This is a genomic window from Streptomyces sp. NPDC090088 (assembly GCF_044747345.1).
Taxonomy (GTDB): Bacteria; Actinomycetota; Actinomycetes; order Streptomycetales; family Streptomycetaceae; genus Streptomyces.
Genome location: NZ_JBIVDZ010000009.1, coordinates 322,242 through 340,337, shown reverse-complemented (window position 1 = coordinate 340,337; position 18,096 = coordinate 322,242). Strand labels below are relative to the sequence as shown.

Annotated in this window: 16 protein-coding genes; 12 read left to right on the top strand and 4 right to left on the bottom strand. The window is 71.6% G+C overall.

All coding sequences use genetic code 11. The annotated features are described in order from the left end of the window. Positions 1-150 precede the first annotated feature (150 nt). The 7 genes from ACIPSJ_RS38455 (at position 151) to ACIPSJ_RS38425 (ending at position 7,145) form a co-directional block, all read left to right on the top strand. On the top strand, positions 151-1,104 hold the full coding sequence (locus ACIPSJ_RS38455; protein ID WP_359209308.1) for a WYL domain-containing protein: 954 nt from the start codon (positions 151-153) through the stop codon (positions 1,102-1,104). 19 nt (positions 1,105-1,123) lie between these two features. Continuing rightward, complete coding sequence (locus tag ACIPSJ_RS38450; protein ID WP_355726723.1) at positions 1,124-2,143, top strand: WYL domain-containing protein; 1,020 nt, start codon at positions 1,124-1,126, stop codon at positions 2,141-2,143. A gap of 59 nt (positions 2,144-2,202) precedes the next feature. After that, positions 2,203-2,463, top strand: a complete 261-nt coding sequence (locus ACIPSJ_RS38445; protein WP_351490293.1) for a hypothetical protein — start codon at positions 2,203-2,205, stop codon at positions 2,461-2,463. A 9-nt stretch (positions 2,464-2,472) separates the two neighbouring features. Then, on the top strand, positions 2,473-2,667 hold the full coding sequence (locus ACIPSJ_RS38440; RefSeq protein WP_355726726.1) for a hypothetical protein: 195 nt from the start codon (positions 2,473-2,475) through the stop codon (positions 2,665-2,667). Positions 2,668-2,927: 260 nt separating this feature from the next. Continuing rightward, positions 2,928-3,212, top strand: coding sequence for a Sec-independent protein translocase subunit TatA (tatA, locus tag ACIPSJ_RS38435; RefSeq protein ID WP_359209313.1), 285 nt, complete (start codon positions 2,928-2,930; stop codon positions 3,210-3,212). Positions 3,213-3,259: 47 nt separating this feature from the next. Continuing rightward, entirely contained in the window at positions 3,260-4,207 is a 948-nt protein-coding gene (tatC, locus tag ACIPSJ_RS38430) for a twin-arginine translocase subunit TatC (RefSeq protein ID WP_359209316.1), read from the top strand. 82 nt (positions 4,208-4,289) lie between these two features. Then, positions 4,290-7,145: a DEAD/DEAH box helicase gene (locus ACIPSJ_RS38425; RefSeq protein WP_401352847.1), complete on the top strand. Its 2,856-nt coding sequence runs from the start codon at positions 4,290-4,292 to the stop codon at positions 7,143-7,145. Positions 7,146-7,244: 99 nt separating this feature from the next. Here the strand turns inward: ACIPSJ_RS38425 and atzF are convergent, their stop codons facing one another. The 4 genes from atzF to ACIPSJ_RS38405 are packed head-to-tail and all read right to left on the bottom strand — an operon-like array spanning position 7,245 to position 13,883. Continuing rightward, positions 7,245-8,900: an allophanate hydrolase gene (atzF, locus tag ACIPSJ_RS38420; RefSeq protein ID WP_401352843.1), complete on the bottom strand. Its 1,656-nt coding sequence runs from the start codon at positions 8,898-8,900 to the stop codon at positions 7,245-7,247. Positions 8,901-8,917: 17 nt separating this feature from the next. Further along, the gene (locus ACIPSJ_RS38415) at positions 8,918-12,427 is read right to left on the bottom strand and encodes a 5-oxoprolinase/urea amidolyase family protein (RefSeq protein WP_401352841.1); all 3,510 of its coding nucleotides are present in this window, start codon (positions 12,425-12,427) and stop codon (positions 8,918-8,920) included. Further along, positions 12,424-13,062, bottom strand: a complete 639-nt coding sequence (locus ACIPSJ_RS38410; RefSeq protein ID WP_401352839.1) for an urea amidolyase associated protein UAAP2 — start codon at positions 13,060-13,062, stop codon at positions 12,424-12,426. Before ACIPSJ_RS38410 ends, ACIPSJ_RS38415 begins: the two co-directional genes overlap by 4 nt. Then, the gene (locus tag ACIPSJ_RS38405) at positions 13,059-13,883 is read right to left on the bottom strand and encodes an urea amidolyase associated protein UAAP1 (protein ID WP_401352837.1); all 825 of its coding nucleotides are present in this window, start codon (positions 13,881-13,883) and stop codon (positions 13,059-13,061) included. The genes ACIPSJ_RS38410 and ACIPSJ_RS38405 overlap by 4 nt, the downstream gene beginning before the upstream one ends. Positions 13,884-14,060: 177 nt before the next feature. Here ACIPSJ_RS38405 and ACIPSJ_RS38400 point away from each other — a divergent pair, with 177 nt between their 5' ends. The 5 genes from ACIPSJ_RS38400 (at position 14,061) to ACIPSJ_RS38380 (ending at position 18,081) form a co-directional block, all read left to right on the top strand. Next, the gene (locus ACIPSJ_RS38400) at positions 14,061-14,687 is read left to right on the top strand and encodes a TetR/AcrR family transcriptional regulator (protein WP_401352835.1); all 627 of its coding nucleotides are present in this window, start codon (positions 14,061-14,063) and stop codon (positions 14,685-14,687) included. 323 nt (positions 14,688-15,010) lie between these two features. Beyond that, complete coding sequence (locus ACIPSJ_RS38395) at positions 15,011-16,630, top strand: ATP-binding protein (protein WP_359209336.1); 1,620 nt, start codon at positions 15,011-15,013, stop codon at positions 16,628-16,630. After that, positions 16,627-17,034 carry a roadblock/LC7 domain-containing protein gene (locus ACIPSJ_RS38390; protein ID WP_046726726.1) on the top strand — a complete coding sequence of 136 codons (408 nt, stop codon included), beginning with the start codon at positions 16,627-16,629 and terminating at the stop codon, positions 17,032-17,034. Before ACIPSJ_RS38395 ends, ACIPSJ_RS38390 begins: the two co-directional genes overlap by 4 nt. Next, on the top strand, positions 17,031-17,480 hold the full coding sequence (locus ACIPSJ_RS38385) for a DUF742 domain-containing protein (RefSeq protein WP_359209338.1): 450 nt from the start codon (positions 17,031-17,033) through the stop codon (positions 17,478-17,480). Before ACIPSJ_RS38390 ends, ACIPSJ_RS38385 begins: the two co-directional genes overlap by 4 nt. Further along, positions 17,461-18,081, top strand: coding sequence for an ATP/GTP-binding protein (locus tag ACIPSJ_RS38380; RefSeq protein ID WP_355710922.1), 621 nt, complete (start codon positions 17,461-17,463; stop codon positions 18,079-18,081). The genes ACIPSJ_RS38385 and ACIPSJ_RS38380 overlap by 20 nt, the downstream gene beginning before the upstream one ends. The last annotated feature ends 15 nt before the right edge of the window (positions 18,082-18,096 follow it).

Here is an 18,096-nt window from a genome sequence, read left to right as displayed (position 1 = left end):
GGACGAGGGCCCGTGCCGTGTGCGCGGGCCCTCGTCGTTTGTCGTGGCCTGTCCGTTTCGGCCCTCAATGTTGGCACTGGCTTTTGCCGTGACACTCCGGAGCGGTACGGTCATCGGTCAGAAGCACCATAGGGAAGGCGAAGGGCGTCGATGGCCATTGCCAAGGCCGAGCGGCTGATGAACCTGGCGCTGTGTCTGCTGGGAACGCGGCGGCCGCTCAGCAAGCGTGAGCTGCGGGAATCCATTGAGGCCTACCTGGAAGCGGGGTCGGACGACTCCTTCAACCGGATGTTCGAGCGCGACAAGGACGATCTGCGCGAGCTCGGCCTGGTGATCGAGACCGTCGAGAACCTGGACGGCGAGGTCGGCTACCTCGCCCGCCGCGACAGCAACCGCCTCCCGCCCATCACCCTCGACGCCGAGGAGGCCGCCGCCCTCGGGCTCGCCGCCAAGGTCTGGCAGCAGGCCCGGCTCGCCGGCGCGGCCAGCGGAGCGCTGCAGAAGCTGCGCGCGGCCGGGCTCCCCGAGGACGTCGACCCGTACGAGGCCCATGGCGCCCTGGAGCCGCGGATCCCCGTGCACGAGGCCGCGTTCGAACCGCTGATGCTGGCCTGCCGCGACCGCCGCCCGGTCGTCTTCGACTACCGCAAGGCCACCGCCGCCCACCCCGAGACCCGGCATGTCGAACCCTGGGCCCTGGAGTGCTGGCGCGGCCACTGGTACCTGGCGGGCTGGGACCGCGACCGCGGTGCCGAGCGGGTGTTCCGGCTCTCCCGGATCACCGGCAAGGTCCGCTCCCGGGGCACCGGCTTCACCGTGCCGGTCCCGGACGTCGTCACCGTGCGCGAGACCGTCGCGAGCTGGGCCGGCGAGATCGCCGACCGCTCCGCGCTGATCCGGCTCCGTTCCGGGTCCGGCTACCCCCTTCGGGCGAAGGCCACCGCGGTCCGGGAACTCGGAGACGGCTGGGACGAGTTGGAGATTCCGTACGGGCACGGGCTGGACGCCTGGCTGGTGGAGTTCGGACCGGACGCGGTGGTGCTGGAGCCGGCCGAGCTGCGTGCGGACGTGGTGGACCGGCTGCGTGCCGTGGCCAAGGGCTGAGGGGGAGCGGAGCAAGACAGTGGCAGGCAAACCGGTCAGGCCCGTGAACGCCATCGACCAGACCCGACGGATGCTCTCCCTGGTGACCTATCTGCGCGAGCGCCCCGGCGCCCGGATCGCGGACGTCGCCCGCGCCTTCGGCATCACCGAGGATGAGCTGGTCTCCGACCTCGACGTGCTGCCCATGTGCGGCACCAGCTTCCGGGGCGGCGACCTGCTGGACATCGACACCGACGGCGAGCGGATCTGGTGGCACAACGCGGCCGCGCTCGGCGAGGAGGCCGCCGAACCGCTCCGGCTCGCCGCCGACGAGGCGACCGCGCTCCTTGTCGCAGCCCGCGCCGTGGCCACCCTGCCCGGACTGCGCGAGGGCGACCGGCAGGCGCTGCTGCGGGCCACCGCCAAGGTCGAGACCGCGGCCGGCGAGGCGGGCGACGCCAGTGCCCGCCTCTCGGTGACCTTCGAGTCCGAGGGCGGCGTCTTCGCCGACGTCGACCGGGCCATCGCCGAGCGCCGCCGCCTGTGGATCCGCTACTACTCACCCGCCCGCGACGAGGTCACCGAGCGCGAGATCGACCCGATCCGCCTGGTCAGCGTCGGCCACACCTATGTGGAGGCCTGGTGCCGGCGCTCCGAGGCCCGGCGCACCTTCCGGCTCGACCGGGTGGCGGAGATCAAGATCCTGGACGAGCCGTCCGCGCCCCCGGAGATCGAGCTGCGCGACCTGTCCGAGGCCCTGGTGCAGCCCGCCGCGGAGGACCCCGAGGTGGTCGTCGAGGTAGGCCCGGGCGGCCGCTGGGTCGCCGAGTACTACCCGCACGACAGCGCGGATGAGCTTCCCGACGGCGGACTGCGTATTACCCTGCGCACCCCCGATCCGGCCTCCCTGCGCCGGCTGGCGCTCAGGCTCGGCGGCGACGGCCGGATCGTGTCACCGCCCGAGCTGGCCGACAGTGCCCGCCGGGCGGCCCGCGAGGCACTGGCGGCGTACGACCACGTTGGGCACGGCGACGAGGAAGGGCAGGGGCGAGGGATTTGAACGAGTCTTCTGGGGTTCTGGACGAGGCTTCGGGTTCCGGTGTCGCGGGAGCGCGGGAGATGACGGTCGCGGCCGCCTTCGCCGGGATGAGAAGAGTGGTCCCCGTGGTGTTCCGGGCCGGCTGCCCGGACTGCCGGGGCAGCTTCGAGCTCACCGCGAGCGCCCTGCGCCTGGCCATCGGAGCCACCAGCAAGACGACGTTCTACTCCTTCACCTGCCCCGACTGCGGGGCCGCCGTCCGCAAGCCCGCCGGCGAGCGGATCGTCGAACTGCTCACCGGCGGCGGGGTCAGGACACTGCGGCTGCACCCCACCGTCTAGGCTCGGCGCATGTTCTGGGCGATGGTCGCGGTAGCTGTGGGTTTCGTGGGTCTCGCCGTGCTCGGCGTGCTCGCCGTCCGGGTCTTCCTGGCGGCACGACAGCTGGGAGCGCAGGTCACGGACTCGGCCCGGCGCATCAGCCGCGCCGCCGAGGACCTGGAGCGGGCCGCCGAGAGCGCCGCCCGCACTGTCGACGCACTGTGACGCCCGCTGTGGAAGCGATGTGAGTAGTGGGCCATAAGCGGTTTGCGTCACTTCGCCCTGTCACGGTGCCCGCAGGGAAAGGTACGCTGCTGCTCGCGGCACGGAGAACGAGGCCCGTACCGCGGACCGGGAGTACGCACGGGGATTGCCTCACGTTTACCCCTGAGCGTTACGATCGCTGACAGCACGATCACTCGGACGTATGTCCGACGGATCGGACAGCACCCCACCCAGCCGCCTCGGTGAGAAGGTAAAGACTTATGTTCGGAAGGCTCGGAGCCCCCGAGATCATTCTCATCCTTGTCGTCGTCATCCTGCTGTTCGGCGCGAAGAAGCTTCCGGACATGGCCCGCTCGCTCGGCAAGTCCGCGCGCATCCTCAAGAGCGAGGCCAAGGCGATGAAGGAAGAGGGCAACACCACCAGCTCCGCCCAGGCGCCCGCCTCCGGCGAGCAGTCCCAGGCCCAGCGCACCATTCAGGCGGCCCCCGGCGACGTGACCAGCTCCCGCCCGGTCAACGAGCCGTCGGACACCACCCAGCGCTGACGCAAGGCCGGTAGCCCCCGGCCTGCCGCACGAGATGAGGACGTGGGTTGCCCAAGTCTGCCCGCAAAGAGGAGAGGGATCCCGAGGGGCGGATGCCTCTCGCGGATCACCTTCGTGAGCTCCGCAACCGGCTCGCGAAGGCCATGCTGGCCATCGTCATCGTGACGGTCGTCGCCGCCTTCTTCTACAACGACATCATCAACTTCCTGACCAAGCCGATCCTCGACTCGATCGGTTGCCACCAGACCTTCTCGGAGATCAACAGCGCGGGTGGCAGCGAGAAGTGCGCCACGATCACCATCGACGGCCTGCTCGCTCCGTTCACGCTCGCCCTCCAGGTCTCCCTGACCGCCGGCGTGGTCTTCGCGTCGCCGATCTGGCTGTACCAGCTGTGGGCCTTCGTCGCCCCGGGTCTGCACAGGAACGAGAAGAAGTACGCCTACGCGTTCGTCTTCACCGGCGCCCCGCTCTTCCTCGGCGGCGCCTACTTCGCGTACGCGGTGCTGCCCACCACCGCCAAGGTGCTGATCGACTTCACTCCGAGCGGCAGCATCGCCAACCTGCTGCCCCTCGACGACCTGCTGCAGCTGGTCACCCGCATGGTGATCGTCTTCGGTCTCTCCTTCGAGCTGCCGCTGCTCCTGGTGATGCTCAATCTCACCGGCATCATCACCGGTAAGCGCATGCTCGGCTGGTGGCGGGCGATGATCCTCGGCATCACGGTCTTCGCGGCCGTGGCCACCCCGAGCACCGACCCGCTCTCCATGCTGGCGCTCGCCGGACCGATCTGGGTGCTGTACTTCGGCGCGGTCGCGTTCTCCCTCCTCAACGACCGCCGCAGGCGCCGCCGCGACGAGGACGGCCTGGACGACGACGAGGCCTCCGACCTCGATCTCACGCCCGAGGACGTCGGCGAGGTCGAGACCGTCTCCGCCAGCCGCGCGCTGCCCGAGGCCGGCCCGGACCGGGTCAACGGCTACGACGACGTGACCTGACCGGCCACCACAGCCACCGAGAGGTGCCCGCGTCCCAGGACGCGGGCACCTCTTCGTCGTCCGTTGTCCCATGTTCCGGATAATGATCGTCCTGTTGTCAGTGGGGACCGGTACGCTCGAAAGCACGATGACAGAGGACCTCTCACCGGCCGAGCGATATGCGGCGGCCCGCCAGCGGGCAGCCGAGCAGGCCACCGCGCTCGCGTCGTTCCGCGAGATGTACGACTTCGGCCTCGACCCCTTCCAGATCGAGGCCTGCCAGTCGCTCGAAGCCGGAAAGGGCGTACTGGTGGCCGCCCCCACCGGCTCCGGCAAGACGATCGTGGGCGAGTTCGCCGTCCACCTCGCCCTCATGCAGGGCAAGAAGTGCTTCTACACGACACCCATCAAGGCGCTGTCGAACCAGAAGTACGCCGACCTCTGCCGCCGCTACGGCGACGGCATGGTCGGCCTGCTCACCGGCGACAACAGCATCAACCCGGACGCCGCCGTGGTCGTCATGACCACCGAGGTCCTGCGGAACATGCTGTACGCGGGCTCCCAGACCCTCATCGGCCTCGGCTACGTGGTGATGGACGAGGTCCACTACCTCTCCGACCGCTTCCGCGGCGCCGTCTGGGAAGAGGTGATCATCCACCTCCCGGAGTCCGTGACCCTGGTGTCCCTGTCGGCCACGGTCTCCAACGCCGAGGAGTTCGGCGACTGGCTCGACACCGTCCGTGGCGACACCGAGGTCATCGTCTCCGAACACCGGCCCGTCCCGCTGTTCCAGCACGTGCTCGCCGGACGCCGGATGTACGACCTGTTCGAGGAGGGCGAGGGCCAGAAGAAGGCCGTCAACCCCGACCTCACCCGGCTGGCCCGGATGGAGGCACAGCGTCCGTCGTACCAGGACCGCAGACGCGGCCGCGCCATGCGCGAGGCCGACCGGGAGCGGGAGCGCCGGCAGCGCTCCCGGGTATGGACCCCGGGCCGCCCCGAGGTCATCGAACGCCTCGACAACGAGGGCCTGCTGCCCGCCATCACCTTCATCTTCAGCCGCGCCGCCTGCGAGGCCGCCGTACAGCAGTGCCTGCACGCGGGCCTGCGGCTCAACGACGACGAGGCGCGGGAGAAGGTGCGCGCCCTCGTCGAGGAACGCACCTCGTCCATCCCGCCGGAGGACCTGCACGTCCTCGGCTACTACGAGTGGCTGGAGGGCCTGGAGCGCGGGATCGCCGCCCACCACGCCGGCATGCTCCCCACCTTCAAGGAAGTCGTCGAGGAACTCTTCGTCCGCGGCCTGGTCAAGGCCGTGTTCGCCACCGAGACCCTCGCGCTCGGCATCAACATGCCCGCCCGCTCGGTGGTGTTGGAGAAGCTCGTCAAGTGGAACGGCGAGCAGCACGCCGACATCACCCCCGGCGAGTACACCCAGCTGACGGGCCGTGCGGGTCGGCGGGGCATCGACGTCGAGGGCCATGCCGTGGTGCTGTGGCAGCGCGGGATGAGCCCCGAGCACCTGGCCGGGCTCGCGGGTACGCGTACGTATCCGCTGCGGTCCAGCTTCAAGCCGTCGTACAACATGGCGGTCAACCTGGTCGAGCAGTTCGGGCGGCACCGCTCGCGCGAGCTGCTGGAGACCTCGTTCGCGCAGTTCCAGGCCGACAAGTCGGTCGTCGGGATCTCCCGTCAGGTGCAGCGCAACGAGGAAGGGCTCGCCGGCTACAAGGAGTCCATGACCTGCCACCTGGGCGACTTCGAGGACTACGCCCGGCTGCGCCGCGAACTGAAGGACCGGGAGACCGAACTGGCCCGGCAGGGCGTCGCCCAGCGGCGCGCCGAGGCGGCCGTGGCACTGGAGAAGCTCAAGCCGGGCGATGTCATCCACGTCCCGACGGGCAAGTACGCGGGCCTGGCCCTCGTCCTCGACCCCGGGCTGCCCGCCGGGCGGTCCAACGGCCACCGCGGCTTCGAACAGCACGACGGGCCGCGCCCGTTGGTGCTGACGGCCGAGCGGCAGGTCAAGCGGCTGGCCTCGATCGATTTCCCGGTGCCCGTCGAGGCGCTGGAGCGGATGCGGATCCCCAAGTCCTTCAACCCCCGTTCCCCGCAGTCCCGTCGGGACCTCGCGTCCGCGCTGCGCACCAAGGCCGGGCACATCCCGCCGGAGCGCGCTCGCAAGAAGCGGTCGCAGGCCGCGGACGACCGGGAGATCGCGCGGCTGCGCACGGCCATCCGGGCGCACCCCTGCCACGGGTGCAACGACCGTGAGGACCACGCCCGCTGGGCCGAGCGGTACCACCGGCTGATCCGGGACACCTCGCAGCTGGAGCGGCGCATCGAGGGGCGGACCAACACCATCGCCCGCACCTTCGACCGGATCGTGGCGCTGCTCACCGAACTGGACTACCTGCGCGGGGACGAGGTCACCGAGCACGGCAAGCGGCTGGCCCGGCTGTACGGCGAACTGGACCTGTTGGCGAGTGAATGCTTGCGGGCGGGGGTCTGGGAAGGCCTCGGCCCCGCCGAACTCGCCGCCTGCGTCTCGGCGCTGGTGTACGAGGCCCGGGTCGGGGACGACGCGATGGTGCCGAAGCTGCCGTCCGGGAAGGCCAGGGCCGCGCTCGGCGAGATGGTCCGGATCTGGGGGCGGCTCGACGCGCTGGAAGAGGAGTTCCGGATCACGCAGACCGAAGGGGTCGGGCAGCGTGAGCCGGAACTCGGCTTCGCCTGGGCCGCCTATATGTGGGCCTCCGGGATGGGGCTGGACGAGGTGCTGCGGGAGGCGGAGATGCCGGCCGGTGACTTCGTGCGCTGGTGCAAGCAGGTGATCGATGTGCTGGGGCAGCTGTCCGCGGCGGCTTCTCCCGCGGAGGGCTCGACCGTGGCCAAGACTGCGCGGAAGGCGGTTGATCTGGTGTTGCGGGGGGTTGTGGCGTACTCGTCGGTGGGGTGACGGGTGGGTTGGCGGGTGCGGGTGGGGTGTGGCTGGTCGCGCCCGCGCGGCGGTAGCCGCATATCGCATACAGCCCCGCGCCCCTAAGGGGCGCTCGTCCTAGGCCTCTTTCAAGAAGGCTCGCCATCCTCCGTGGTGGGTGATGTCCTCGGCGTCCGTCAGTGCGCTCGGTTCGCACAGGAAGCCGGGGACGCTGGTGCCGTCTGCCAGTTCCACGCTGCCCAGCGTCATCGGGCGGGGGAGTGCGGTGAGCAGGCGGCCCAGGCCTTCGGGGGGCAGGCTCCATACCTCCGCCTCGATCGCGGCGCCGCCCTCGTCCACGTGGACCAGGCCCGGCTTCGGCGGGGTCGTCCCGAGGGCGTAGAAGCGGTACGTCGGTGCCGTGGTCGTCGTGCGGTCGAGTACCGCTCCCAGGGCGAGGAGTTGGGGGTTGAGGGGCTGGCCGGTCAGGTGGGCGCCCAGGACCGCGAGGCTCACCCGGGGTTCCAGGGCGCGGGCGATGGTGGTCAGGCGGTCGTCGGTGAAGGCGGGGCCGATCAGCATGACGCCGAAGGGGAGGCCGTTCACCTCACCGGCCGGGACCGCCACCGCGGCCAGGTCGAAGAGGTTCGTGGAGTTGGTGAAGCGGCCCAGGCGGGCGTTGGCGCCCAGGGGGTCGGCGGCGACCTCGGCGAGGGTGGGGTGACCGGGGGTCGTGGGGAGGAGCAGGGCGTCCGCGTCGGACAGTTCGGCCAGGGCGCGGGTGCGCAGGGCCGCCAGTCGGTCCTGGTCGGTGAAGAGCCGGTGCGCGGGGATGTCACGGGCCCGGGTGATGATGCCCGCGACCGTGGGGTCCAGGCCCTCGCCGCCCGATGAGATCGACTTGTCGATGAAGGCGCCCACCGCTGTGTAGCGCTCGGCGACGAACGCGCCGTCGTAGAGCATGGCCGCCGCCTCGGTGAAGGGCGTCAGGTCCAGGGGCTGGATCGTGGCGCCGGAGGCGGCCAGGCGGGCGACTGTCCGCTCATAGGCCTCCGCCCAGCCCTCGTCCAGCTCGCCGAGCTGGGCGAGCGGTGGGACGGCGATGCGCCAGGGGCCGGGGGGTCGCTGGGGGAGGGGCGGGAGCGGGCGGTCCGGGTGCTGTGTGACATACCACAAGGCCTGCTCGGCCTCCGGAAGGGTCCGGGCGAACACCGTCACACAGTCCACCGAGGCGCACGCCGGGACCACCCCGGCCGTGGGCACCAGGCCGCGGGTCGGCTTCAGGCCGACGATGCCGTTGAAGGCGGCCGGGACCCGGCCCGAGCCCGCGGTGTCCGTGCCGAGGGCCAGGTCGACGATGCCCAGGGCCACGGCGACGGCCGAGCCGGAGCTGGAGCCGCCGCTGATCCTGGCCGGGTCGACCGCGTTGCGGACCGCGCCGTACGGGGAGCGGGTGCCGACCAGGCCGGTCGCGAACTGGTCGAGGTTGGTGGTGCCGAGGGCGATCGCCCCGGCCGCGCGCAGCCTGGCCACCACCGGGGCGTCGGCCTCCGGTTCGTACGCGTAGGCCGGGCAGCCCGCCGTCGTGGGCAGACCGTGCACATCGATGTTGCCCTTGGCGGCGAACAGGCGGCCCGCGAGGGGGAGCCGTTCGCCGGCGGCGACCCGTTCGTCGATCGCGCGGGCCTCCGCCTCGACCTCCTCCCGCAGGCGCAGGTCGATCCAGATCTCGGGGCGGTCGACCGCTTCGACGCGCGCGTAGGCGGCACGGACACGGGAGACGGTGCTGGACATGCTCTTGCTCCTGTCGGTCAGTTCGCGGCCGGCGCCAGGACGAGCAGGGCTGTCCCCGCCTCCACCTGGTCGCCGGGCCTCGCCAGGATCTCCGCCACCACGCCTGCCATCGGCGCGTGCACCCTGGACTCCATCTTCATCGCCTCCAGGGCGAGGAGGGGCTGGCCGGACGCCACCTCGTCGCCCGGGCGTACGTTCAGCTGCCAGACGGAGGCGGCGAACTCGGCCTCGATCAGGCGGCCGCCCGGCGGTATCGACACCTCGGCCGGTGCGGCGGCGGGTGCCGTGGCGGCGTCCGCCCGCGCGAACTCGCCCGCCGCCTCCCACGCGTCGCGTTCCGCGCCGAAGGCCGCCTGCTGGCTCGTCCTGAACTCGGCTATGGCGTCGGCGTGTTCGGTGAGGAAGTCCTGGTACGCGGCGAGGGAGAAGGTGCCTTCCTCGATGCGGGGCACGAAGCGGCCGGAGGTGATGTCGGCGCGCAGGTCGAGGAGTTCGTCCGCCGACACCGGGTACCACCTGATCCGGTCGAAGAAGCGCAGCAGCCACGGCGAGCCCGGTTCGAACGCGCCGCGCTGCTGCCAGCCCGACCACACCTGGGTCGTCCGGCCCACGAACTGGTAGCCGCCCGGTCCTTCCATGCCGTAGACGCACAGGTAGGCGCCGCCGATGCCGACGGAGTTCTCGGCGGTCCAGGTGCGGGCCGGGTTGTACTTGGTGGTGACCAGGCGGTGGCGCGGGTCGAGCGGGGTGGCGACCGGGGCGCCCAGGTAGACGTCGCCCAGGCCGAGGACGAGGTACTCCGCGTCGAAGACCGTGCGGTAGACGTCCTCGACCGAGTCCAGGCCGTTGATCCGGCGGATGAACTCGATGTTCCACGGGCACCAGGGGGCGTCGTCGCGGACCCCCGCCATGTAGCGGGCGATCGCCTCGCGGGTCGCCGGGTCGTCCCAGGAGAGGGGGAGGTGGACCGTGCGGGAGGGGACCACGAGTTCGTCGGTGGGCGGGAGTGCGGTGACGATGTCCCGTACGGCGGCGAGGAGTTCGGGCTGGGAGAGGAGACGGGGGTCCGTCTGGATCTGGAGCGAGCGGATGCCGGGGGTGAGGTCGGTGACCCCGGGCAGGGCCGCCGCCGTCACCGCCTCCATCAGCGCGTGGACGCGCATGCGGAGCGCCAGGTCGAGCTGCATCGGGCCGAACTCGACCAGCAGGTTGTCGTCGCCGCTGCGGCGATAGGTCACATCGCCGTCGCGGGCCAGGATGCCGCCGTCGACGATCTCGGGGCGGGCCGCGCCCGTGATGTCGACCGGGGCGAAGCGGACCGTGTCGCCGGGGCGGAGCTGGCCCAGTTTCCAGCGTTCGCCGCTCAGGACGGTCGCCGGGCAGACGAAGCCGCCCAGGGAGGGGCCGTCGGGGCCGAGCAGGACCGGCATGTCGCCGGTGTAGTCGACGGCGCCGACCGAGTACGGGGTGTCGTGGATGTTGGACGGGTGCAGGCCGGCCTCGCCGCCGTCGGTGCGGGCCCAGCGCGGCTTGGGGCCGACCAGCCGGACGCCGGTGCGGGCCGAGTTGAAGTGCACCTTCCACTCGGCGGCGTAGAAGTCGCGGATGTCGTCCTCGGTGAAGAACTCCGGTGCGGCGTGGGGGCCCTCGACGGCCGCGAGGTTCCAGGCGGAGGTGAACCGCGGGCGTTCGGCGACCGGTTCGCCCTCCGTGACGGCTCCGCCGTGCAGGACGTCGCCCGTGCGCAGGGCCCGGCCGCCGTGACCGCCGAACCGGCCGAGCGTGAAGGTGCTCGCGCTGCCCAGGAAGGGCGGGACGTCCAGGCCGCCGCCGGCGAAGAGGACGTAGGTGCGCAGGCCGTGTGCGGAGGGGGCGCCGATCTCCAGCAGGCCGCCCGCCGGGACCGTCACCGGCTCCCACTGGGCGACCGGGGTGCCGTCCAGGGTCACCGGGGCCGGGGCACCGGTCACGCAGACCGTGGTGGGGTGGGTGAAGCGCAGGGACGGGCCCTGGAGGGTGCATTCGAGGCCGGGGGCGCCCTCCGGGTTGCCCAGGGCGCGGTTGCCGAGGCGGAAGGAGCGGTCGTCCATCGGGCCGCACGGGGGGACGCCGACCTGCCAGTAGCCGGTGCGGCCCGGCCAGTCCTGGACCGTGGTGAGCGTGCCGGCGGCGACCACCTCGATACGGGGGGTGGGGTCGGTGACCTCGGCGAGGGTCGCCGTGGCGTGGGCGGCGGCGCGGAAGGCGGGTTCGGCGAGGGCCGCGCGGACCAGGCCGAGGTTGGTCTCGATGCCGTCGACCCGGGTGCGGGCCAGCGCCTCGTCGAGGCGGCGCAGTGCCTCGGCGCGGTCGGGGCCGTACGCGATGACCTTGGCGAGCATCGGGTCGTACGACGTCGTGACCTCGGTGCCGGTCTCCACCCAGCCGTCGACGCGGACGTCCGCCGGGAACTCCACCCGGGTCAGCAGGCCCGCGCTGGGCCGGTGGTCACGGGTGGGGTCCTCGGCGTAGACGCGGGCCTCGACGGCGTGGCCGCGCGGTGCGCCCGGGTCGCGGACGACGTCGGTCTCGCCCCGCGCCAGGCGCAGCATCCAGGCGACCAGGTCGACGCCGTAGATCTCCTCGGTGACCGGGTGTTCCACCTGGAGGCGGGTGTTGACCTCCAGGAAGTAGGCCTCCTCGCGGGCCGCGTCGTACACGAACTCGACCGTGCCGGCGGAGCGGTAGCCGACCGAGGCGCACAGTTCGCGGGCGGCGGTGGCCAGTCGGCCGCGGACGTGGTCGGGCAGGCCGGGGGCCGGGGCCTCCTCGACCACCTTCTGGTTGCGGCGCTGGAGCGAGCAGTCGCGGTCGCCGAAGGTGACGACGCGGCCGGTGCCGTCGCCGAAGACCTGGACCTCGACATGGCGGGCGTGCTCGACCAGGCGTTCCAGGAAGACCCCGGCGGAGGAGAAGGAGGCGGCGGCGACGCGCTGCACCCGCTCCCAGGCGTCGGTCAGTTCGTCGGCGGATCGACATGCCGACATGCCGATGCCGCCGCCACCGCCGGTGGCCTTGAGCATGACGGGATAGCCGATGGCGGCGGCCGCGCGGAGCGCCTCGGCCAGGTCGGGGAGGAGTCCGGTGCCCGGGGCCAGCGGGACCCCGGCGGCCTCGGCCGCCGCCCGTGCCGTGTGCTTGGCGCCGAACAGCTCCAGCTGTTCCGGGGCCGGGCCGACGAACACGATCCCGGCCTCCTCGCAGCGCCGGGCGAACCCGGCGTCCTCGGAGAGGAAGCCGTAGCCGGGGTGGATCGCGCCCGCGCCGGTGTCCTTGGCCGCCTTCAGGACCAGGTCGGCGTCGAGGTACGACTCCTTCGCGGGCGCCGGGCCGAGGCGGACCGCCTCGTCGGCGAGGCGGACGTGGGGTGCGGAGCGGTCGGGGTCGGAGTACACCGCGACCGTGCGCAGGCCCAGTTCACGGGCGGTGCGGATGATGCGGACGGCGATCTCGCCGCGGTTGGCGACCAGCAGGGTGTCGAAGGTCATCCCGCGGCTCCGGCGATCGTCATCTCCACGGCCGTCGGGTCGAAGCCGTTGCAGGGGTTGTTGATCTGGGGGCAGTTGGAGACCAGGACCAGCACGTCCCGTTCGGCGCGCAGGGTCAGCTTCAGGCCGGGGGCCGAGATGCCGTCGACGATGCCGAGGGTGCCGTCCTGCTCGACGGGCACGTTCATGTACCAGTTGATGTTGGAGACCAGGTCGCGTTTGCCGAGGCCGTGCCGGGCGCCCTCCGCGAGGAAGTTGTCCACGCAGGCGTGCTGGGACCAGGTGTGGTGGCCGTAGCGCAGGGTGTTGGACTCCTTGGAGCAGGCGCCGCCGACCGTGTCGTGGCGGCCGACCTCGTCGGCGACGACGGTCATCAGGGGGGTGTGCTCGTTGCTCATGAGCACGCTGCCGGTGGTGAGGAAGAGGGAGCCCTGGGCGTGGATCGTGTCCGGCGCGCTGTAGCGGACGGCGGTGTCGTGGGCGTCGTAGACGAGGAAGTCGACGGCCTGGTTGCCGTGCAGGTCGGTGATGGTGAGCGTGTCGCCCTCGGGGATCACGGCGGACCAGGCGGCGCGGGACGGGACGACGGCGGTCTGCGTGCGCGTGCGTGTGCTCGTACCCGTGCTCGTGCTCATGCGAGCCCCCTCGCGGCGAGGAATTCGGCGGTGTTGAGGAAGGCGCGGTGGCCCTCGGGGGTGGCGTCCCAGAGTGGGTCGCCGGGGGCCGTCGGCGCGGCGCGCCAGGCCAGGACCTCCAGCGGGGTGCTGACGTAGTCGGGGCGCGGGTCGACCGGGTGCGGGACGTTGGCGATCAGCACGGTCAGGTCCTGCTCGGCGCGGAGCGTGACGCTGCCGCCGGGGCCGGCCGAGCCGGTGAAGTCCAGCGTGCCGTCCTCGCGCACCTCCACGCCCTGGAAGAACGACAGGGACGGCGGCAGGTCGCGCGGTTCCAGTCCGTTCTTGGCGGCCGCCAGCTTGAACAGCTCACGGCCGGCGGGGGAGGGCGACTGCGGGGTGCCGTCGCCGTACCGGTCGGTGTTGCGGACCAGGGTGGAGGTGCCGCACAGGGCGTCGTGCCGGCCGGAGGCGTCGGCGACGACGGAGGCGAGGACCCGGCCCTGGTCGGAGAGGAGCAGGACGCCCTCGCCGAGGTACGCGTTCCACTGGACCTTGACCGTGTCGGCGACGTTCAGCCGCTCCCAGGGGCGGTCGGCGACGTACAGCAGCAGATGGGCGCAGGCGTCGCCGATCGGGTCGGTCAGCCGCAGCTCGGTGCCGCGGGCCAGGACGCGGTGGGTGTAGTTGCCGCCCGCCACCGTCTCGGCCCACACCAGGTGGCCCGCCTCGCAGGGCGGGTCCGGCCACTGTGCCGCCGGGACGACGGGCATGGCCGCGGCGCGGGTGCCCTCCTGGGCGCGGGCATGCGCCCGGGCTCCGTACGTGGTCGCTGTCGCCATCTCGCCGACCTCCGGCTCCTTGGACTCGGGTATTTCTGTCGCTCGACAGAAATTAGGGGCGGGCCGGGTCGAGGGCGTTGCCACCGCGTTCCGGGCCGGTTACCGAGGGCTCACCGGGGGTGCGGCGCGGACGCGCGTCGTGATCACCGGGCGACGGCGTGTGCGAGGATCGAACACATGGGGACGAGCAGTGGGCGCCGGGTCGGCCGGCCGCGGGTCGCGCAGCGGGCGGACAGCGGTCTGGAGCCGCGGGCCGAACTGCTGGTGGCTGCCGCCGAGTTGTTCACCACCCATGGCTACGCGGCTACCACCACCCGGGCCGTCGCCGAGCGGGCGGGTATGCGCCAGGCGTCGATGTACCACTACGTCTCCGGCAAGGAGGAGCTGCTCGCCGAGCTGCTGGAGTCCACCGTCACGCCGTCCCTGGCGTACGCGCGTGAGCTGCTCGCGGACGACGCGATGCCGGCCGGGGAGCGGCTGCGGGCCCTGTGCCGGGCCGACGTGGAGCTGCTGTGCGCCGGGCCGCACAACCTCGGCGCGCTCTACCTGCTGCCCGAGGTGCGCGCCGAGCGGTTCGCCGGTTTCCGCGCCGTGCGCTCCGAACTCAAGGACGCCTACCGCCAGTTGATCGCCGCGACGGACGCCGGCGGGGCGCTCGGCAAGGGCGAGCTGGAGCTGCGGACCGATCTGGTCTTCGGTCTGATCGAAAGTGTCATCCTGGTCCACCGTTCCGAACCGGAGCGCCCTGTCGGCGAGTTCGCCCGCGCCACGGCCGACGCGGCGCTGCGGATCGCGGGGGTCTGAACCCGGCGGAGGTTTCGCCCCAGGGAGCCTTTTCACCCGTCACGGCGAGTCACTCTCGTACGCCCGTGCGTCGTGACGCAACGTGTGCGAACAGATGCCCAGCGTGCAAAACGACCGAGGGTACTCCACTCCTTTGGGCGTTTTCAGGTGCTTGCTGAATATGACACGGCGTTGATCCGGTCGGACTAAGCTCGCCCGCGGCGCACCGAGTTGAGATGAATTCGTGCGCCTGTTCCCAAACATACGGAAGATCCTGACTGCTCCATGAACCTTCCCCCCACGAACTCCCCCGACACCCAGCCGATTCGTCTCAGAAGGCATACATGGTGAGTGTGCAATCGCCTCCCAATGGCCGTGAACTCTCCCTGGCGCGCGTGCTGTTGCTGCCCGCCATACTGATGGCCGCGGCGACCGCCGCCGCCGTCCTCCTGGTGGCGGGGCCCGCCCGGACCGCCGTCGGCGTGTGCGGGGCCGTCGGTACGCTGCTGGTGCTCGTGACGGCGGCGGAAGCGGTACGCCGCGGCCGTAGGCTCCGGTACGCCCGGGCCGAGCACGCCCGTCACAGCGCGTATCTGGAACAGCGACTCACCACCTCCGACGAGGAGATCGAACGCCTCGGCAAGGAGGTCTTCCCGACCGCGCTGTACCGGCTGAAGGCCGGTGAGTCGCCCAAAGAGGTGATTCGCCAGGTCTTCGACCTCGACCCCCGGCTGCGCCACGCGCCCGAGTCGCAGCGCGTGCTGATCCGCACCATGCTCGACATCGTCGACGAGGAGGACCTCCAGCGGGACTCCCTGGAGCGCTCGTTCGTCAGCGTCGCCCGCCGCGTCCAGGCCATCGTCCACCAGCAGGCCCACGAACTGCGGGAGATGGAGGAGGACCACGGCCGCAACCCCGAGGTCTTCGACGACCTGCTGCGCATCGACCACGGCACCGCGCTGATCGGCCGCCTCGCCGACTCGGTCTCCGTGCTCGGCGGCGGCCGCCCCGGCCGCCAGTGGCCCAACCCCGTCGCCCTCTACAGCGTGCTGCGCGGCGCCATGTCCCGGATCCTGGAGTACCGGCGCATCGAGCTGCACTCCATCTGCCAGGTCAACATCAAGGGCACCTCGGTCGAACCGCTCATCCACGCGGCCGCCGAACTCCTCGACAACGCCACCCGCTACTCGCCGCCCTCCACCAAGGTGCACGTCACCGCCGTCGAGGTGCAGTCCGGTGTGTGCATCGAGATCGAGGACGCCGGCGTCATCCTCAACGAGGAGGCCCGCGACCGCCTGGAGGGCCTGCTGGAGAAGGCCAAGCAGGGCAAGGACATCCAGGTCCTCGGCGAGAACCCGCGCCTCGGCCTCTCCGTCGTCGGCCGCCTCTGCACGACGTACAACATGGATGTCTCGCTGCGCGCCTCGGCGTACGGCGGTGTCCGGGCCGTCCTCATCGTGCCCAGCGACATGATGACCACCGACCCGGCCCCCGGCATCGCCCACGGCATCGGCGCCACCGGCATTCCCAAGCCCGAACTGGGCGCCCTCGAAGGCCCCAAGCGGCCGCCCAAGAAGCGCCGGCCCACCAGCCCCCGGATCCCCGCCGGTATCTCCATGGAGGACGACGTCCCCGAGGTCACCGAGTGGACCGCCGGCGGACTGCCGCAGCGGCGCAGCCGGATGAAGATGCCGCTCAGCCAGCGGCTCGCCGAGCAGGCCGCCATCGAGCGCGCCGAACGCGAGGGCAACCCGACCGTCTGGTCGCAGCACAAGGAGCCCGAACCCGAGCCGGAGCCCGAGCGCCGCGAGCCCGGCCTCTGGGTCGAGGCCTTCTGGGAGGGGCTCAAGAAGAACAACCCGGGTGTGCACCCCACCGACTTCACCCGGAACCCCACCAAGTACCTGCACCTGATCAACGACCCGGCCGGCCCCGAGGCCGACGACGAGGGGGATCTCAAGTGATCCAGCAGCGAGGCAACTTCGACTGGATGCTCAAGCAACTCGCCGACGGCGTACCGGGCGTCGAGATGATCGTCGTCCTCTCCGCCGACGGCCTGCGCATCGCCCGGCACGGCGGCGACCCCGACGCCGCCGACCGGCTCGCCGCCGCCTGCGCGGGGGTGCAGAGCCTGGCCGGCGCCGTCGCCCAGGAACTCCCCATCAGCAACGGGGACATGAACCTCGTCCTGATCGAGATCGACAGAGGTTACTTCTACCTGATGTCCGCCGGCGCCAACGCCTACCTCGCGGTGCTCGCCGACGTGACCTGCGAACCCGGCCGGATGAGCGAGATGATGCGCGACCTCGTCGTCCGCATCGGCGCCCACCTCACCAGTCCGCCCCGGCGGAACGGGCAGACCGTATGACTCCTCCGCAACGCAAACGGCGTCAGCCCCGGCCGGAACACCAGCCGCCGCTGCCGTCCGTGCCGCCGGTCCCCGAGAGCGGCGGCGCGGACGGCGGCAACGACCGCACCGGGGACGGCGACAACAAGAACCCCGAGCGGCTCTATGTGATCAGCGGCGCCGACGGCGCCCGGGCCGAACTCGACCTGGTCACCTTAATCGTGGCGCGCGCCGACCCACCGCCCTCCGTCACCCCGGAGCAGGCGGCGCTGCTCCGGCTCTGCCTCGCCCCCCTGTCCGTGGCCGAGCTCTCGGCCTACCTCAACCTGCCGTTCAGTGCGATGACGGCGCTGATCACCGAGCTGATCACGGCCGAACTGGTCACGGCGCGCGCCCCGATCGTCCGCCAGGCGCTCCCCGACCGTTCACTCCTCGAAGCGGTGATGCATGGACTTCAAAAGCTCTGAGATGATCCCCGGCCCCCGCACCCAGGACCATCTGCCGCACACCGCCCAGGCCGCGGTGAAGATCGTGATCGTCGGCGGCTTCGGAGTCGGCAAGACCACCATGGTCGGTTCCGTCAGCGAGATCAGGCCGCTGACCACCGAGGAGACCATGACCCAGGCCGGTATCGGGGTCGACGACAACTACGGCTCCGAGTCCAAGACCGCCACCACCGTGGCCATGGACTTCGGCCGGATCAGCATCACCGACCAGCTGGTCCTCTACCTCTTCGGCACCCCCGGCCAGGAACGCTTCTGGTTCCTGTGGAACGGCCTGTTCGAGGGCGCCCTCGGCGCGGTCGTGCTCATCGACACCCGGCGCCTGGAGGTCAGCTTCGACGTCATGGGGCGCCTGGAGGAGCGCGGCGTGCCGTTCGTCGTCGCCGTCAACTCCTTCCCGGACGCGCCCCGTTACCCCATCGAGGAACTGCGCACCGCGCTGGACCTGTCGCCCGAGATCCCCATCATCGAGTGCGACGCCCGCCGCCGGGCCTCCAGCCGGGACGTCCTGATGACCCTGATGCGCTTCCTGCACTCGCTCGCCATGTCCGGCGCGCTCACCTGACACCTCTCCCCGGAG

Excerpts from the sequence above, each read along its gene's own strand:
- ACIPSJ_RS38455 (WP_359209308.1), top strand. The coding sequence starts at position 151 with ATGGCCATTGCCAAGGCCGAGCGGCTGATGAACCTGGCGCTGTGTCTG.
- ACIPSJ_RS38445 (WP_351490293.1), top strand. The coding sequence starts at position 2,203 with ATGACGGTCGCGGCCGCCTTCGCCGGGATGAGAAGAGTGGTCCCCGTG.
- ACIPSJ_RS38440 (WP_355726726.1), top strand. The coding sequence starts at position 2,473 with ATGTTCTGGGCGATGGTCGCGGTAGCTGTGGGTTTCGTGGGTCTCGCC.
- tatA (WP_359209313.1), top strand. The coding sequence starts at position 2,928 with ATGTTCGGAAGGCTCGGAGCCCCCGAGATCATTCTCATCCTTGTCGTC.
- ACIPSJ_RS38425 (WP_401352847.1), top strand. The coding sequence starts at position 4,290 with ATGATCGTCCTGTTGTCAGTGGGGACCGGTACGCTCGAAAGCACGATG.
- atzF (WP_401352843.1), bottom strand. The coding sequence starts at position 8,900 with ATGTCCAGCACCGTCTCCCGTGTCCGTGCCGCCTACGCGCGCGTCGAA.
- ACIPSJ_RS38415 (WP_401352841.1), bottom strand. The coding sequence starts at position 12,427 with ATGACCTTCGACACCCTGCTGGTCGCCAACCGCGGCGAGATCGCCGTC.
- ACIPSJ_RS38410 (WP_401352839.1), bottom strand. The coding sequence starts at position 13,062 with ATGAGCACGAGCACGGGTACGAGCACACGCACGCGCACGCAGACCGCC.
- ACIPSJ_RS38405 (WP_401352837.1), bottom strand. The coding sequence starts at position 13,883 with ATGGCGACAGCGACCACGTACGGAGCCCGGGCGCATGCCCGCGCCCAG.
- ACIPSJ_RS38400 (WP_401352835.1), top strand. The coding sequence starts at position 14,061 with ATGGGGACGAGCAGTGGGCGCCGGGTCGGCCGGCCGCGGGTCGCGCAG.
- ACIPSJ_RS38395 (WP_359209336.1), top strand. The coding sequence starts at position 15,011 with ATGGTGAGTGTGCAATCGCCTCCCAATGGCCGTGAACTCTCCCTGGCG.
- ACIPSJ_RS38385 (WP_359209338.1), top strand. The coding sequence starts at position 17,031 with ATGACTCCTCCGCAACGCAAACGGCGTCAGCCCCGGCCGGAACACCAG.
- ACIPSJ_RS38380 (WP_355710922.1), top strand. The coding sequence starts at position 17,461 with ATGGACTTCAAAAGCTCTGAGATGATCCCCGGCCCCCGCACCCAGGAC.